At 72.6% G+C, this 15,568-nt stretch carries 11 protein-coding genes; 4 read left to right on the top strand and 7 right to left on the bottom strand.

The genetic code is table 11. From position 1 onward, the window contains the following. Nucleotides 1-100: 100 nt before the first annotated feature. Nucleotides 101-850, bottom strand: coding sequence for an SDR family NAD(P)-dependent oxidoreductase (locus AB0C62_RS00200; RefSeq protein ID WP_362968776.1), 750 nt, complete (start codon nucleotides 848-850; stop codon nucleotides 101-103). Between the two features lie 313 nt (nucleotides 851-1,163). On the opposite strand from AB0C62_RS00200, the gene AB0C62_RS00195 reads away from it, so the two are divergent. The 4 genes from AB0C62_RS00195 to AB0C62_RS00180 all read left to right on the top strand — a co-directional run bounded on the left by AB0C62_RS00195 (nucleotide 1,164) and on the right by AB0C62_RS00180 (nucleotide 4,952). Beyond that, nucleotides 1,164-2,390, top strand: coding sequence for a cytochrome P450 (locus AB0C62_RS00195; protein WP_362968774.1), 1,227 nt, complete (start codon nucleotides 1,164-1,166; stop codon nucleotides 2,388-2,390). Nucleotides 2,391-2,497: 107 nt separating this feature from the next. Beyond that, nucleotides 2,498-2,659, top strand: a complete 162-nt coding sequence (locus AB0C62_RS00190; RefSeq protein ID WP_362969106.1) for a ferredoxin — start codon at nucleotides 2,498-2,500, stop codon at nucleotides 2,657-2,659. Nucleotides 2,660-2,670: 11 nt separating this feature from the next. Continuing rightward, nucleotides 2,671-3,969: a serine hydrolase gene (locus AB0C62_RS00185; protein ID WP_362968772.1), complete on the top strand. Its 1,299-nt coding sequence runs from the start codon at nucleotides 2,671-2,673 to the stop codon at nucleotides 3,967-3,969. Then, nucleotides 3,966-4,952, top strand: a complete 987-nt coding sequence (locus AB0C62_RS00180; RefSeq protein WP_362968770.1) for an EamA family transporter — start codon at nucleotides 3,966-3,968, stop codon at nucleotides 4,950-4,952. The genes AB0C62_RS00185 and AB0C62_RS00180 overlap by 4 nt, the downstream gene beginning before the upstream one ends. Nucleotides 4,953-5,290: 338 nt before the next feature. Here the strand turns inward: AB0C62_RS00180 and AB0C62_RS00175 are convergent, their stop codons facing one another. The 6 genes from AB0C62_RS00175 to AB0C62_RS00150 all read right to left on the bottom strand — a co-directional run bounded on the left by AB0C62_RS00175 (nucleotide 5,291) and on the right by AB0C62_RS00150 (nucleotide 15,429). After that, the gene (locus AB0C62_RS00175; RefSeq protein ID WP_362968768.1) at nucleotides 5,291-6,346 is read right to left on the bottom strand and encodes a GNAT family N-acetyltransferase; all 1,056 of its coding nucleotides are present in this window, start codon (nucleotides 6,344-6,346) and stop codon (nucleotides 5,291-5,293) included. Further along, entirely contained in the window at nucleotides 6,343-8,055 is a 1,713-nt protein-coding gene (locus AB0C62_RS00170) for an ABC transporter substrate-binding protein (RefSeq protein ID WP_362968766.1), read from the bottom strand. The genes AB0C62_RS00175 and AB0C62_RS00170 overlap by 4 nt, the downstream gene beginning before the upstream one ends. Continuing rightward, the gene (locus AB0C62_RS00165; RefSeq protein WP_362968764.1) at nucleotides 8,052-9,368 is read right to left on the bottom strand and encodes a GNAT family N-acetyltransferase; all 1,317 of its coding nucleotides are present in this window, start codon (nucleotides 9,366-9,368) and stop codon (nucleotides 8,052-8,054) included. Before AB0C62_RS00165 ends, AB0C62_RS00170 begins: the two co-directional genes overlap by 4 nt. Further along, a complete protein-coding gene (locus tag AB0C62_RS00160) occupies nucleotides 9,365-10,663 on the bottom strand; it encodes an ATP-grasp domain-containing protein (protein WP_362968762.1) in 1,299 nt (432 codons plus the stop codon). The genes AB0C62_RS00165 and AB0C62_RS00160 overlap by 4 nt, the downstream gene beginning before the upstream one ends. 205 nt (nucleotides 10,664-10,868) lie before the next feature. Then, nucleotides 10,869-11,270 carry a hypothetical protein gene (locus AB0C62_RS00155; protein ID WP_362968760.1) on the bottom strand — a complete coding sequence of 134 codons (402 nt, stop codon included), beginning with the start codon at nucleotides 11,268-11,270 and terminating at the stop codon, nucleotides 10,869-10,871. 100 nt (nucleotides 11,271-11,370) lie between these two features. After that, nucleotides 11,371-15,429, bottom strand: coding sequence for a NocE (locus tag AB0C62_RS00150; protein WP_362968758.1), 4,059 nt, complete (start codon nucleotides 15,427-15,429; stop codon nucleotides 11,371-11,373). Nucleotides 15,430-15,568 lie beyond the last annotated feature (139 nt).

Genomic DNA, 15,568 nt, shown 5'->3' with positions numbered 1-15,568 from the left:
TATGTCGCTGCGGTGATGTTAGGCACGTCCTCTCTCCGGGCTCTCCTCACTTCGGGAGAGGCGCCGGAGACCGTCCGGAGACAGGGTCCCGCGGGGTCGTTCAGGCCTGGTCGGTCGGGCGGATGAAGATCTCGTTGACCGTGGCGTGGGCCGGTGCGGTGACGGCGTAGCGCACCGCCTCGGCGATGTCGGTGGCCTGCAACTGCCGGATCTTGGCGACCCGTTCCTCGATCGCGGCCTTCGTCGGAGCGTGGGTGATGTGCTCGCGCAGCTCCGTCTCGACGGTGCCCGGCTCGACGACCACCACGCGCACCCCGCGTTCGGTGACCTCCTGGCGCAGCCCCTCGCTGAAGCCGTTCACGGCGAACTTGCTCGCGTTGTAGCCGGCCGCCCCGCGCCCCGCGACGCGGCCGGCGATCGAGGAGATCTGCACGACCGTGCCCTGGCTCCTGAGCAGGTGCGGAAGGGCCGCGTGGGTCATGTACATCAGGCCGAGGACGTTGGTGTTGATCATCCGGGTCCAGTCGGTGGTGTCGGCGTCCTCGACGGGGCCGAGCAGCATGATCCCGGCGTTGTTCACGAGGATGTCGAGGCGCCCCAGAGTCTCCACCGTGGACCGTACGGCGTCGGCCGCGGCCCGCTCGTCGGTCACGTCCAGTTCGACGACGTGCACGGTGGCGCTGGTCGCGGCGAGTTCGTCCGCGAGCGCGGTCAGCCGGTCGACCCGGCGGGCCGCGACGGCGACCGCCGCGCCCTCCGCGGCGAGCGCCCGCGCGGTGGCCGCGCCGATGCCCGAACTCGCGCCCGTGACGAGCGCGACTTTTCCCTGCAGTGCTGAGGTGGTGGTCATGGTTCTCCCCGGGGGCGAGTGCCGGTGCGTGGACGGGTCCGAGAATTCGGCCGGAACACCGGGCCGATTCGGCCGGGACGCCTGATCCCTTCGGCCGGGACCTCGGGCGAATTCAGTCGGGTCGCCAGGACGTTAGCAGCAGGGCCGTGCCTCGGTGAATGGCCGGAGGAGCCGCAGGTTATGACTGTTTCCGGCCGGTTATGCGCGCCGGGGCCCGAGGCCACGACGCCTCCGCGCGGGCACGGCAGATTGGGACGGCGACAGCACGTCGGCGCGACCCCTGTGCAGCGACCTGCGCAGCGATAGGCGGTGGATGATGCAGAACGACGCGGCACTCCAGGACGAGAAGGCGGCCCCCTCGTACCCGATGCCACGGGTCTGTCCCGTGGACCCGCCCCCGCAGCTCGCCGGACTGCGCGCCGGTCCGGCCGCGAGCAAGGTCACCCTGTGGGACGGCAGCCAGGTCTGGCTGGTCACCTCCCACGCCGGGGTACGGGCCGTGCTCGGTGACCGTCGGTTCACCGCCGTCACCAGCGCCCCCGGCTTCCCGATGCTGACCCGTACCTCCCAACTGGTGCGCGCCGCACCGCACACGGCCTCCTTCATCCGCATGGACGACCCGGATCACTCCCGGCTGCGTTCGATGCTCACGCGGGACTTCCTGGCCCGCCGTGCCGAGGAGATGCGGCCGGTGCTGCGGGAGCTGCTCGACGAGATGCTGTCCGCGCTGGTCTCCTCCGGCGAGCGGCCGGTCGACCTCGTCACCGGGCTCACGACACCCGTGCCCTCCAAGGTCATCACCCTGCTCTTCGGGGTGTCCGAGGGGGACTTCATCGAGAGCCGCAGCGCGATCCTCATCGACCGCGGCTACACGCCCGACCAAGTGGCCGCCGCGCGAGACGAGTTGGACGGCTTCCTGCGTGACCTCGTCGAGCAGCGGGTCGCCGACCCGGGCACCGACCTGGTGAGCCGGCTGGTGACCGAGCAGGTGCGCCCCGGCCGGCTGAGCGTCGAGGAACTCGTGCCGATGTGCCGGCTGCTGCTGGTCGCCGGACACGGCACGACCGCCAGCCAGGCCGCGCTCAGCCTGCTCAGCCTCGCCACCGACCCGCACCTGGCCGGCGCGCTCGCCAAGGACGAGAGCCTGCTGCCGAAGGCGGTCGACGAGCTGCTGCGCTTCCACTCCATCGTGCAGAACGGGCTGGCCCGCACCGCCGTCGAGGACGTCCGGCTCGACGACGTGACGATCCGGGCCGGGGAAGGCGTCGTCCTGTCGCTGGCCGCAGGCAACCGGGACGAGGGGGTCTTCCCGTCCCCCGACACCCTCGACCCGCACCGCGACGCCCGCCGCCACCTCGCCTTCGGCCACGGCATCCACCAGTGCCTCGGTCAGTGGCTCGCCAGGGTCGAGATCGAGGAGACGCTCGCCGCCGTCCTGCGCTGGATGCCCGGCGTGCGGCTCGCGGTGCCCTTCGAGGAGCTGGACTTCCGCCACGAGGTGTCGAGTTACGGGCTCGGCGCGCTGCCGGTGACCTGGTGAGCGACGTGCGCGAGCCGAGCGGCACGGACCCGGAGCCGGGCGCGGAACAGGGCGCGGAGGGCGGGGGAGGCCTGACCATCGCCATCGTGCCCGACGCCTGCTGCGCCATGGGCCGGTGCGCCGCGACCGAGCCCGACCTCTTCGACCAGGACCCGGCCACCGGCACCGTCGTCCTGCTCGACGCCACCCCCGCATCCGCCCTGCACGCCTCGGCCCGGCTCTGCGCCGAGCTGTGCCCGTGCGGCGCGATCACGGTCACCGAGAGCTGAGTGGAGCGATGATGATCCAAGCCCCTGGTTCCCCGTCCGCCGCCCCGGAGGCGGCGCTCGCGGCCGACGACTCCCCGATGGGAGAGGCGGCGCGCTGGGCGGTCGGGCTGCTGACGGCACCGGACCTCGCGGCGGACGACGTCACGGTCGAACGCTTCGTCCCGACCTTCCCGCCCCGGCGCAGCCAGGGCTTCTCCGCGACGCTCGGCGAGTGGCGCGAGAAGGGGCCGTTCACCGTCCTGGACTACCAGCCGATCGCGCACAAGGGCTGGGTCACCCTGGCCGGCCCGACCGGCGTGCGCCACACGCTGTCGCTCACCCTCGACTCCTCCGGGCTGATCCGCATCCTCACCTTCCTGCCCGAGATCCAGATCCCCGAGTTGGCCGACTGGGACGCGCTGGAGGACGCGCTGCGCACCCCCGGCGTCGACCACTCCGTCCTCGCGGCGCGTCTGACACCCGAGGGGATCGAGGTCCTGCACGCCTCCGACGCGGACCGGCCGATGCCCACCGGCTCGGCGTACAAGCTCTACGTGATGCGGGCGCTCGTCCAGGCCGTCGAGAACGGCGAGCTGACCTGGGACGACGAGGTCACCGTCCGGCCCGAACTGCGCAGCCTGCCCACCGGCGACATGCAGGACCTGCCCGACGGCACCCGTGTCTCCGTGCGCGAGACCGCGTACAAGATGATCGCGATGAGCGACAACACCGGCGCCGACCTGATCGCCGACCGGATCGGCCGCCAGGCCGTCGAGCGGGCCGTCGCCGCGTCCGGGCACCACGACCCGGCGCTCCTGCGGCCGTTCCTGACCAGTCACGAGGTCTTCGAACTCGGCTGGGGCAAACCGGAGTCGCGTACCGCGTGGGCCGAGCGGGACGAGGCGGGGCGACGCGAACTGCTGCGGACGATCGCCGGCGTGATGACGGTCCGGGGTTCCGACCTCGGCGCGACCGTGCACCGGCTCGGCCTCGACTGGCACATGACGGCGTACGACGTCCTGCACGTCCTCGACGGGCTGCGCGGCGACAGCGCGCGGGACACCACCGGCACGGTCGAGCACATCCTGACCGCCTACCCGGGCATCGCCGTCGACCCCGCGCGGTGGAGCAGGGCCTACTTCAAGGCCGGCTCCTGCCCGGGCGTCATGATGTTCTGCTGGCTCCTGGAGGACGGGGAGGGCACCGCGCACGTGCTGGTGCTGCGCCAGTCGGCGGACGAGCAGAAGCCCATCGGCGACGGCCTGTTCCTGCGCGGCCTCGGCTCGCGCGTCGTCAACTCCGGGCTCCTGACGGCGAAAACCGCCCGGTGAGCGTCCGGGACCGACTCCTCGCCGTCCTCGTCGCCGTGCTGTGGGGACTGAACTTCCTCGCGGTGCGGGTCGGGCTCGACCACTACCCGCCGTTCTTCCTCTCCGCGCTGCGCTTCGTCGTCCTCGCCGTACCGGTCATCGTCTTCGTGCCCCGCCCGAAGGTCCCGCTGCGCTGGCTGGTGATCTACGGACTCGGCTTCGGCGCCATGCAGTTCGGGCTGCTCTTCCTCGCCATCGACCAGGGCATGCCCTCCGGCCAGGCATCGGTGGTGGTGCAGGCGTCAGCGCCCTTCACCATGCTGCTCGGCGCGCTGCTGCTGGGTGAGCGGATCTCCCGGCGGCAACTGGCAGGTGTCGCCGTCGCCGTCGTCGGCATGTCCGTGATCGCCGTGGAGCGGGCCCGCAGCGCCGCCCTGCTCCCGCTGTTGCTGACCCTGCTCGCGGCGCTCGGCTGGGCGTTCGGCAACATCGCCAGCCGGCAGGCGCGACCCGACCATCCGCTGCGGTTCGCCCTGTGGATGTCGGTCGTGCCGCCCCTCCCGCTGCTGGCCCTCTCGGCGGCCATGGAGGGTCCCGGTACGGGCTGGCGCGACTTCGGTGCCTCGTTCTCCGCCGACGGCTGGCCCGGTCTGGTCGCGCTCGTCTACACCGCGCTGGCCGGTTCGGTGGTCGGCTCCGGCATCTGGACCACCCTGCTGAAGCGGTACGAGGCGGGGAAGGTCGCGCCGTTCTCCATGCTGGTGCCCGTGGTCGCGGTCCTCGCCGCCTGGCTGGGCCTCGGCGAGCAGCCGACGGCCTGGTCCGCGATCGGCGGCACGGCGGTCGTCGCCGGCGTCCTGGTGGGCACGGGCTGGAACCCCTTCAGACGTCGTGGCGCGGCGGCCCGGCAGGGCGTGGGGCCCGTTCCGGTGGAGGGCGGCGGCACGGTACCCGCCCAGCCGGGCCCGCACGATCGCGAGCGGCGGCGGATCACCCGGCGCTGACAGCGGGGGCAAGGCTCCGGCCCGCCGCACGGTCGGCCCGGCCGGGCCCGTACGCCCGGCCCGGCTCGTGTCCCGCGGCCCGGCTCTCGTCCCCCGACCCGTCCGCGGGCGGGCCATGGGCCTCCCGCTCCGACCTCGGCAGCGGATGGCCGGCGACGCACCGCGCGGGCCGCCCGCCGGTGGCCGGAGCGCTCCCCTCCCTCCCCGGCCGGGGCCGCGCGCTCGCGCCGTGACGGCCGGCCGCCGATCCGGCCGTCACCCGCGAACCGACGGACGGCCGTGCCGCTCACCGAGGTGAGCGGCACGGCCGTCGCGGTATCGCGCCGTAGGACGGCTGGTCAGCGTGGATCGATTGCGCCGACCAGGCCCGTCCAGGTCGTCCAGCGGTCCGTCGGGGTGAAGCCGAGGGCGGCGTTGACCGCGATCATCGCGGTGTTGTCCTCGGCGTTCGCCGTCTCGATCAGCCGGACGGCGGGCTCGTGCCGCAGCACGTACTCCAGGTTCGCGAGCTTCAGCAGCGTGCCCAGCCGGTGGCCCCGGTGCGCGCGGTGGACGACGGTCATGCCCTGGAGCGCGTAGCCGGGATTGCCGGTGGTCTTGGAGACGCTGGTGTACCCGGCGAGCTGGCCGCTCGCCTCGTGCAGCACACCGGTGTGGTACGCCTTCCGGCCGCGCCCCACCCGCATGGTCTCGAACTCCCGCGCGTAGCTGGTCCCGACCTCCTGGTCCTCCCCTCGGGCGTCGTCCTGCTCCTCGTCGAACGACTCGTCGCCCAGGGACTGTTCGAGCACCGAGACCCGTACCGCGTACTCATCGGGGGTGATGGTCCCCCAGGTCACCAGCGAGTAGCCCGGGGGCACGTCGGGCACTCCTGGGGCCAGCGGGTCGTGGACGCCGAGGTCCAGCCACTGGTGGACGCCCGCCGGGGCCGCGGCCCGCCGTGCGCCGACCGCCGCGGCGAAGGCCGCGGGAGCGGTGTCCCGCACGGGACCGCCGGGCAGGGCCTCCACGACGGTCCCGGAGAGCACCGAACGCCCGTGCCCGGCGGCGAGTTCGGCCGCCCGGCCGTGCAGCGCCCGCCCGATGCCCCGGCGCCGCAGCTCCGGGTGGACGAGGAGCTGGTCGACCCGGGCGACGTCCGCGCCGTCGGGCAGCGCGAGCCGCAGCGCGCCGACGACACGGTCGCCCCGGCCCTCGTGACGGACGACCCAGTCCTCCAGCTTGGTCGCGGGCGGCGGGAAGCGCAGCGAGCCCGTCATGTCGGCGGCGCAGGGCGGCGCGGCTCCCGGCACGTCCCCGGCCGCGTCGTCGAGCAGCGTCAGCCACTGGCGGACGGTGGTCTCGTCGTCGGCGGCCAGCGGGCTGAAGCGCAGGCCCTGGGTGCTGTCGTTCACGGTGTGGTCTCCCGGTCGGTGCTCTCGGCGCGGTCGGGGGCGACGCCCATCGCCTGGACGTCGTACAGCCCGAAGGCGGGATGGACGTAGACGTTCGTGACCCACGGGTTGCGGAAGTGCAGGGTCTTGTCGTGGACCAGGGGAAGGATCACGGCGTGGTCCATCACCAGGCGTTCGATCTCCCGCCAGTGACGGGCGCGTTCGGCGGGGTCGGTGGTGTGCAGGCTCCGGTCGACGAGGTCGTTGACGCGCGGGTCGTCGAGTTCGGCGATGTTCCAGTTGCCGCCGTTGCGGCGGATCTGCCGGCCGTCGACGAGGGGCGCGAGGAAGCCGTACTCGGTGGGGAAGTCGGCGCCCCAGTCGGTGACGACGAGCCCGAGGCCGTGCTTGCGGATCGTGTCCGGGTGCCCGGCGCCCAGGCTGAAGTAGCTGGCGACGTCCAGCTCCTTCACGGTCAGCCGGATGCCGACGCGGGCCACCGACTCCGCCACGGCGTCGGCGACGAGGCGGAACTTGCCGCGTTGGGTGCCGATCACCGCCTCGAAGCCGTCCGGCATTCCCGCCGCCGCGAGTTCGGCGCGGGCCGCGTCGAGGTCGCCGCGCAGGTCGGGTCCCGTCGGGTAGGGGTCGAGGGCCTGGTGGGCGGGGAGTCTGGGCGGGAAGAGCGCCGTGGTCAGGTCGCCGCCCATGACCGGTCCGCCGCGGGCCTCCTGGAGCAGGATCTTGTCGGCGGCGTAGTGCACGGCCCGCCGCGCGTGCACGTCGCCGAACGGCGGGACGTGCGGCTGGATCGAGACGAAGTGCAGGAAGCTGGTGCGCGGATTGTCGGTGCGGGAGCGCAGCACCCCGTCCGCCGTGACGCGGCTCTGTGCCGCGTGCTGGAGGCCCCGGCCTTCGAGGTTGATGTCGAACTCGCCCGCGATCAGGCGCCGGTCGAGCTCGTCGACGTCCACCCCGATGGTCAGCTCGACCCGGTCGGGCAGCGCCGGGCGGACCGGGTCGAGCGCCCGGTCCCAGTAGGGGTTGCGCTCCAGGTGCAGGAAGCGTCCCGGCCGGTGCGCGGCGATGCGGTACGGGCCGCTGGAGCGCGGGTTCTCCCCGTACTCGGCACCGAGGTCGGCACGGCGCGGCACGGGGGCGGCGGCGGGCTGCGCCATGAGGTGGTCGAAGTCGGAGAACGGCCGCCGCAGTCGGAAGACGATCGTGCGGTCGTCGGGCGTGAGCACCGACTCCAGCGGTTCGTCGGTGCGGTACGGGCCCGGGTAGGGGCGCGCCGGATCGTCCAGCAGCGGGATGAGGTACGTCGGTCCGCCGGGCAGCACGTCCTGGGCGAACACCCTTTGCACGGCGTTGCGGAGGTCGTCGGAGGTGATCGGCGAACCGTCGTCGTAGCGCAGGCCGGGGCGCAGCCGGTAGGTCCAGGTGCGGCCGCCGTCGCCGACCTGCCCGGGGCCCTCGGCGAGGTCCGGGACGGGCACGAGCCCGGCGGGGCCCGCGTCGGTGGGGTACGCCATGAGGGTGCGGTTCAGCATCCGCTGGAGCAGCCAGACCCAGACGTAGTAGGTGCGGGCCGGGTCGAGGGAGTCCACGTCGGCCGAGGACACCAGCCGCAGGGTGCCGCCGCGCGCGGTCGAGGGGTTGACCGTCGCTCCGACGGCGGCGTTCCAGCCGGCCCCCGCGCGCGTGATGCGTTCCGTTCCCGTGCTCATCGTGTGGTCGTCTCCCGGTCGGAGGTACGAAGGGGAGCGTCCGTCTCCCGGTCGGAGGGAGGAGAGGGAGTGTCGCTCTCCCCTGCGGGGCGCCCGGCTCCGGCCGCCCGCGGGCTCGCCTGGCGCGGGACCCGGGCCGTGTCGCCTGACTCGGCGCGGGGCACGACGGCCGTGCCGCCGCCGGATCCCGTGCGGTCCAGCCGGAGCAGGAACGCGTGCTCCTCGCTCGCCCGGCAGCCGCGGGCGAGCTTCGCCTCGATGCTGCCGATCCCGGCGTGCAGGACGGACACGCCCTCGCGGGCGGCCGCTTCGAGGACGCGGTAGTACAGGACGTCGTAGTAGAGCGGCAGTTTGCCCTGGGCCTCGTAGTCGAATCCGGCGCGGTGGCCGAACCACTGCTCCTCACCGCGCGCCCGGGACCGCAGCACCATGCCGAAGCCGATGATGGCGCCGTTCTGGCGCGCCACCGAGACCATCGCGTCGTCGCCCATGACCTCGGAGATCCAGCTGAGGAGCCCCGCCGAGTGCTCGGGGCTCGCCGGATTGCCGTACTTGCGCAGCAGGTTGCAGTCGAGCTCGCCCAGGCGCGGCGCCAGCGCCTTGGTGAGCGGTTCGAGGTGCACCTCGACCTTCGCCTCGGCGAGCGCCCGGCGCTCCAGACGCACCCGGCGGCGCCGGTGCTTGCTCATGCCGGCGAGGAACTCGTCCCAGCCGCCGGCCGGGATGGGCAGCCAGGCGTAGTGCGCCGACAGGTGCGAGCGGTAGCCGCGCGCGTGCAGCAGGTCCACCAACGCGGCGTCCCGGACGTCGACATGGGGGAAGCAGACGCTCGCCGCGCCCCGCTCCCGCGCGAGCTGTTCGGCCCGCTCCACCAGGGCCTCGACGTCTCCCGGCCCGGCGTGCGGACCGGCGAGGGCGCGGGTGCGGCCCAGGTGCCGGCCGCCGCACACCAGCGACGGCAGCAGGGCGGCGGGATCGCCCCCGGCGACCTCCCGCAGGACGGCCTCCGCCTCGGGCGTCCCGCCGTCCTCCAGTGCCCGGGAGAGCATCGCGTCCGGCCGGGCCAGCAGCCACGGCACCGAGTCGTCGGCCCACGCGGCGACCAGCCCGGCGACGGGGTCGCCGTCCCGGTGCCGCATCAGGAAGTCCATCGTCGTCCCGGAGTTGCGCTCCTGCACCGCGAGCCATCGCGAGGTCTGGAAGAAGTCCTCCGCGCCGAGCAGTCCGTCCCAGCCGGCGCCCGGCAGGCCGGCGGCGTCCGCCACCGACCGCACGTCGCTCCGGCCGGCCGCATACGGACCGGTGCCGGTCACAGCTCCCGCGTCCCGTCCTCGACGACGAAGTCGAGGTGGGCGGCGGCCTTGTCGGCGAGGGCCTGCGCCTCCAGGCGGTCCGGTCCGCTGCAGTAGGTGAAGCCGACACAGGCGGAGTTGTCCATCCGCTGGAGCAGGTGGTCGCCCTTCTCCACGTGCAGCAGCACCTGCACCCCGGGCACCGAGGCGGCGGCCTCCACGCCGTCGACCCGCTCCAGGACGCCGCGCCGCTGCGGGTAGATCATGCGGACGGCCGCGCCGCCGGAGTGCCGGACCGGTTCGATCGCCGGTACCTCGCCGATCGTCAGCAGCCAGGCGTCCAGGATGGGGCTGCGCCCGGTGACGTCGGTGACGAGCATCGTCATGCAGCTCGACGGGGTGCGCGGGTTGGCCTCGATGATCCGCCAGCCGGACTCGGTGCGCCGTACCTCGGTGTGGCAGGGGCCGTGGTCGTAGCCGATGGCCTCCAGGGTGCCGACGACCGCCGAGTAGAGCTCGTCGCGCTCCTCGTCGGGGAGCGGCACGGGGAAGGTGTGGCCGCACTCGATGTAGGCCGGGTCGCCGAAGAGGTCCTTCGAGGTGACGCCGAAGACGTGCGTGTGCCCGTTCACGGTCATGGTCTCGACACTGACCTCGACGCCCTCGACGTACGTCTCCAGCAGGACGTCCCCGGAGCGCGGCTGGCCGCGCAGGCTCCGCCGGATGCCGGACAGCTCCTGCCAGGCCTCGACGAGCTGGTCCATGTCGTCGACGCGGCGCACCCCGTAACTGATGGCCTCCGCGGGCGGCTTGGCGATCATCGGGAAGCCCAGTCGGCGGGCCGCCTCGTCGAGCTGTTCGGGGCCGCTGACCAGCATGTGCGGGATGTTGTAGGGCACGTCGCCGAGCGCCACCCGCAGCCGGTCCTTGGTGTTGGCCCGTTCCACGGCTGCCGGGTCGGGACCGGGCAGGCCGAGGCGGCGGGCCGCCTGCGCGGCGAGCACCGTGTGGTAGTCGGAGAACGACGTGAGGCCGTCCACGAGGGGCGTGCCGTCCTCGCCGGTCACCACGGACAGCACCGCTTCGAGGTCGGTGGTGTCGACGTCGACGACCCGGTCGACCGCGGCGGCGAGCGGGTGCGCGTCCCAGTCGTGCCCGTGGGTGTACCAGGACCGGTCGCCGGTCAGCAGCCACACCTCCAGACCGTGCTCGCGGGCCTGGTGCAGACCGAGGACGAACGGGTGGTTCTGCATGTGTTCGACGATCGCGATGCGCTTGCCGACGAACATCGCGTAGTCGGCCAAGGGTGTTGTCATGGGGACCGCCTCCATGGTCCCGCCCGCCGATCAGGTCGGGGGCGGTGCAGTCGACTGGCGTTGAACACCAGTTGACCGTGCCGGTCCCGCGGCGGCCATGAATCGGGTGGTCACACGCATAGGCGGTCGGCGAGGCGCATAGGAACACGGAGCGCCGGGCCCGTACCCGCGAAGTCGCTCACGCGGTCCGTACCCGCGAAGTCGTTCACGCCGGGCGTGGCTGGGTCAGTGCCGCCAGCCCGCCCAGGACGGCGAACAGGGCCAGGAACGCGGCCGTGGCGCCGTGCCCGACCGCGTCCTCGACGACGTGGCCCCCGATCAGGAACCACGCCACCGTGCCCGCGAGCAGCAGGAGATGGTTGCCGCGTTCGCCGAGCAGGCGCATCCCCGCCCAGAGCAGCAGCGGCATGGACAGGACGCCGGCGATCCCGGCGAGGAGCGATTCGAGGGACCCGGCGAGGAAGGCGTCCTCGCTCGCGTCGCGCACGCCCTGCGCCCAGGAGCGGCAGGACGTCCAGATCCCGTAGCAGACGACGGCGGACACCGCGGCGACGGCGGTGCCCTTCGCCCAGCGGGTGGCCCGGCCGGCGGTGGTGCGGTTCGTCATGGTGGCAGCCTTCCATGGCACGGGGACGGGGGTCCGGGTGCACGCACCCGGACCCCCGCCCTCATCTCAACTCAGCCTCTCGTGAACCGTGTTGGGTGGCTCACAGCGAGTGCTGCAGGCTGTCGGCGTACAGCCGGGCGCCCGCGATCTTCGGGTGGAACGACTTCATGGACGGTGCCACGTTGCCCGGCAGCCAGTCCCAGTCGCGGTTGTCGGCCTTCGAGTGACCGGACAGGACGATGCCGTTCACGTCCTCCGGATCACCGCAGATGGCCTTGCCGGCGAACTCGTCGCGCGGGTCGGAGAACACCGCCTTCGCGCTGTACGCGGTGTTGGCGTCGTTGACCGCGCCCTGCATCTCGGCGGCGAGTGTGTCGGCCATGCCGTTCAGCCACGGCGCTTCCTCCGTGCCGATCCCGATGACGCAACTCCCGTCCTTCTCCAGGAGTTTCGGGTAGCCCATCAGCACGATCTTGGCGTTCGGCGCCTTCTGGTGGAGCGCGCCGAGCATGCTCGCCAGGCGTGGCCTGATCTGGTCGTGCAGCCAGGTGGGCGCCCAGTCCTCCAGGGAGCCGGTCTTCTGGCCGTTCTTCTGGCCGGTGTCCGGGTCGACGGCGTCGATGGAGTTGTTGTTGCACACGGTCAGGGCCGTGATGCACTCCTGGACGATGTCGGCGAACCGGGCGTCGTTGCCGCCGATGGACAGGGTCACCAGGGTGGTGTTCTGGTCGAGGTAACCCTGCTGGATCTGCGGGAGTTCACTGCTCTGGCCCTGGTTGAGGATGTTGAAGTGGCGGGCACCGGAACAGGCGATGAAGTGGTAGTCCATGGCCGCGTCGCGGTCGTCGGCCATCGCGCCGATCGACTTGGAGTAGCCGGGCAGGGTGGCCTGCCGCGACCAGGCGTACTTGGACCGGTGGCACTTGTCCTCGGTGTCGGGCTGCGTCGAGTCGTAGTAGTCGGACTCGGGGTAGTAGTCGTCGCCGCCGTTCGCCGAGGCGCCCTCGCCCGAGGAGTAGGAGTCGCCCATCGCGACGACCTGGTTGGCGGGCTTGGCGCCCATGGGCTGGAAGCCGACGGAGTCCCACGCGACGTCCTCGGTGCCCTTGCCGTCCTGGGTGACGTTCGACAGGGAGACCGTGGGTGTGCCGGTGAAGTTGAAGACCCCGAGGGAGACCCACTGGTTCTTCATCACCCGCTGGAGGAGCGTCCGGTTGGGGCTGGTCGAGTTGGAGCCGCCGACCTTGTACAGCGCCTGGCGGGTGTGCGCGCCGTGGTCCGGCAGGTGCACCCACACGCGCATCCAGCCGCGGTCCGCCTTGTTCAGCGTCCAGGTTCCGGTGGTCTGGAGCTTGGTCGCGTCGGCCGTCCCGCTCTTGTTGGTGTGCGAGAACCAGAAGTGGTTGCCGTAGGCGGCGCCGATCTGGTGCAGGTCGATCCGGCCGGAGGCGGTGCCGAAGCCGAAGCCGAAGGTGCCCGCCGAGGAGACGGTCCCGCACGATCGGCCACTGGATCCGGCCGGTACGACACCGTTGTCGACGTCGTCGACGACGTAGGTGCCGGATGGCAGACCGGACGAGCAGTCGGGCGGGTACGAGTTGGCGTCCGGCTGCTCGGGATAGGTGTCGTCGAACCGGTGGAGCGCGTTGCCGCACAGGGCGGCCGAGGTGCAGTTCTTCCAGGTGGAGGCCTTGGTGAACCAGCACTTCAGATAGAGCGGGTCCGAGGTGCTCGGGTCACCGGGCAGCAGGCAGGGGCCGCCGCCGGTGTTGTTGGTCGCGCTGTCGCTGATCTTCGACGGGTTGCAGTTGTTGCTGCTGTCGCAGAACAGCGAGATGGGCGGCTTGGCCGCGGTGCGCGCGGCGGTCGTCGTCCACCAGGCGGCGCGGTAGCCGGGCTGGAAGTCGCCGGGGGCGAACATCGCCGAGATCGGGCGGGCCGCCCAGCCGATGACCTTCTCCTCGTACGGCCAGTCCTGCGGGTGGGCGGCGTGGCTGTAGTCGTCACCGCCGGCCGAGTTCTCCAGGAACGGCGTGCGGTTCTCCTTCCACAGCGGGTTCGCCGGGTTGTTGGTCCAGCCGAGGCCCCACTTGCCGGCGTTGCTGCCCGCGTCCGCCTTCAGGTGGTAGCCCGTGTTGTACGACCACAGGGCGGCGAACCAGTTCTCGATCCACTGCGGGCTGCCGTCGTTGATGGTGATCCCGTCGGCACGGGTCTGGTTCCACTTCTCGACCAGGATGTTCACGCCGGACGCGATGTTCGCCGCGTAGTCGAGGGCGATGGCCTCCTGCTGCGCGGGCGTCTTCGTCGGCTGGCCCTTGCCCGGCAGCCGCATGCCGTCGGTGACCTGGGTGACGCCGTAACCGCAGTCGGACTTGCTCCAGTCGATGGCCCACGGGTCGGTCTGGGTGCCGTCGGAGGAGTAGGAGACGCCGTAGAAGTTGCCGACGAGCGGGTTCGCGGTGACGCCGGGTACGGCATAGCGGGTCGCCTGCCACATGTTCGACTCCTGCGCGGTGACGCCGAGCATCACCTGCGCGGGGATGTGCCAGTTGGCCCCGCTGCCGCCGCTCAGTGCCTGGAGCGGGAACAGGGTCTGCGGCGCGTAGGCGCCCATGCCCGTGTTCTTCCAGTTCGCCGCGCGGGTCGCGCCCTTGTTGAGGGTGCCGACGACGGCCTGGTCCACGGCCCACTCGATCTGCCGCGGGGTGGGCTGGAACGCCTGCTTCTTCGGGTCGTTGCGCGGCACCGAGCACGTGCGGTCGGTGTCGACCGGCGCGGCCATCGGGCTTGCCTTGCCGGACTTCGGGGACGTGGACCTCCCGGTGGCGGACTTCCCCGACGCGGACCCCGCGGGCGCGGCCAGCGCCGGGCTCATCGCGGTCGCGGCGCGCTGGGCGGCCGCGTCACCGATCCGGTTGCCCGGGGCGGCGTCGAGGACGGTGCTCCTCCCGGTGTCCAGGGCCTTCAGCGTGATCCGCGCGGCGCGCGCCGAGAAGGAGTCCTTCTGGGAGATGCGGGAGTCCTTGCCGTCCGCCCACGCGGTGGTCACCGCGGCCCCGCCGCGGCTGGAGATCCGGGCGTCCTTCGCGATGCCGCCCGGGTTGCGGACGGCCGGCGGGAGCGATCCGCCCGTCTTCGCCGAGCCGGTCACGTACACCGCGCCGGCGGGGGTGCGCGCCAGGTCGAACGCGGTGAGCGAGCCCTCTCCGAGTTGGGTCGCCCGGCCCTTGCTGTCGGGTGTGCGCAACGCGCTCGCGGCGACGCGGGAGACGGCGGCCCGGTCGTCGGTGGAGGACTTCTTGGCGCCCCCGGGCAGCCGGTCGATGAAGGTGACACCGCCGTCGGCGTCGGGCTGCAGCTGGAAGGGGACCGCGTGGGTGACGGCCACGGTCTTCACCGTGCCGCCCTGGACACGGACGACCCGGTTGCCGCGGGCGCCGACGATCGCGCCGTCGACGGGGACGGCCGAGGTGACCTGGCCGGGCACCTTCGTGGCCACGGCCTTGCCGCCGGCGGCGGTGACCGAGACGAGCCGCGTCTCGTTCGTGCGGGAGGTGGCCTCGTCGGTGAACTGCGAGAACACGGCGTTCTCGGTGGTGCCGCAGCCGGGGGAGAAGTAGCCGAGGGTGGCCTGGAAGGGGAGCTTGCGCACGGCCCCGGACCGCAGGTCCACGATCGCGGTGAACGCGCCGCGGCTCAGCAGGTCGGGTTTGTTGGTGAAGGTGCGCGGCGCGTAGGCGACGGCCGCGTACCGGCCGGAGCCGGTCAGGCAGGCGTTGCCGATCCAGGTGTCCGTCTCGAAGCCCGGCTCGGACAGGGAGGCGGCTGTCTTCCAGGCGTAGCCGCTCTTCTCGTCGGCGATCATGACGTGGAAGCCGGTGCCGTCGCCGGACGTGGTGAACGCCCGGTCGGCGGACGCGCTGTAGTTCTTGCCGAGCAGTTCGGCGCGCTGCTTCGCGGGGACCGCGTCCGGCCGGCTCTTCGCCGGGTCCTTCCCGTCCGCCTGCGCGGACTTGGGGGTGGGGGACCAGCCGTCGGCCGCGCCCGGAGGGACCGCGTTCGCGTAGGCCTGCGTCGTGCCGATCCCGCAGGCCACCGCTATCGCGACGGCCGTGGCGACCGGGACACGCGCCTTCCTCAGTCTGCTGCGTCTCAACTTCGTTTCCTTCATGTGGGGTTCACGCCCGGGTCTGGGCATGCGACCTGTGGGGGGAGAGCGAGCAGCGTGGCACCGGCCGCTCTTCGGCCTGTCCCCACCAACTCCTTCGCGCCGGTGGCCGGTTCGCGCTGAGTGC

Origin of the sequence: Streptomyces sp. NPDC048643 (assembly GCF_040650615.1) — a bacterium.
Taxonomy (GTDB): domain Bacteria; phylum Actinomycetota; class Actinomycetes; order Streptomycetales; family Streptomycetaceae; genus Streptomyces.
The sequence above is the reverse complement of the archived record's forward strand: the minus strand, read 5'-3'. Positions and strand labels throughout refer to the sequence as shown.